Source organism: Halorubrum persicum, assembly GCF_002727125.1.
Classification (GTDB): Archaea; Halobacteriota; Halobacteria; order Halobacteriales; family Haloferacaceae; genus Halorubrum; species Halorubrum persicum.
This window is the reverse complement of sequence record NZ_NHOA01000091.1, coordinates 1-526: the sequence shown is the minus strand read 5'-3', so window position 1 is coordinate 526 and position 526 is coordinate 1. Positions and strand designations below refer to the sequence as shown.

The 526-nt window shown below is 72.1% G+C and carries 1 protein-coding gene and 1 pseudogene; both read left to right on the top strand.

Going from position 1 to position 526, the window contains the following annotated elements:
- The coding region (locus DJ69_RS11260) for an ABC transporter substrate-binding protein (protein ID WP_245851643.1) at positions 1-314 on the top strand (314 nt) is incomplete at its 5' end.
- Positions 311-526 (top strand): annotated as a pseudogene (locus DJ69_RS11255) (phosphatase PAP2 family protein); the annotation flags it as partial. The gene DJ69_RS11260 and the pseudogene DJ69_RS11255, both read left to right, overlap by 4 nt.

Genomic DNA, 526 nt, shown 5'->3' with positions numbered 1-526 from the left:
ACCACGTCGGGTACAACACGCGGCGCGCACCGCTGTCGAACCCCCGCTTCCGTGCGGTTCTCGCGTCGCTGATCGACAAACGAACGCTCGTCGACACCGCGTTCAGCGGGTACGCCGAGGCCGCCGCGTCGCCGCTCGCCGCCAGCCCGGAGTGGGTTCCGTCGGACCTCCAGTGGGAGGGCCGCGAGACGGACCCGCTCCACCCCTTCGTCGGCGCGTCGGGCGGGTTCGACCCCGAAACGGCCCGCGACCGGCTCCTCGAGGCGGGGTACCGGTTCGACGAGGAGGGGCGGCTGCTCGCGCCGGGGACGTGAGCCCGCTTCTGTCCGTCGTGGGGTCGCTCGCGCTGTGGGTGGGGTCGGCCCTGCTCATCGCAAGCATCGCCATCATCCGCCCGTGGCGGCTGTACGCGCTCTGGGACGACCTCCGCGAGCGGCTGTGGGAGATACGGAATCCGATCGCCGCGCTCGTGGTGGTTCTGATCGCGAGCGCGATCGGCCGGAGCTCCCTCCAGACGGTCTCCGAG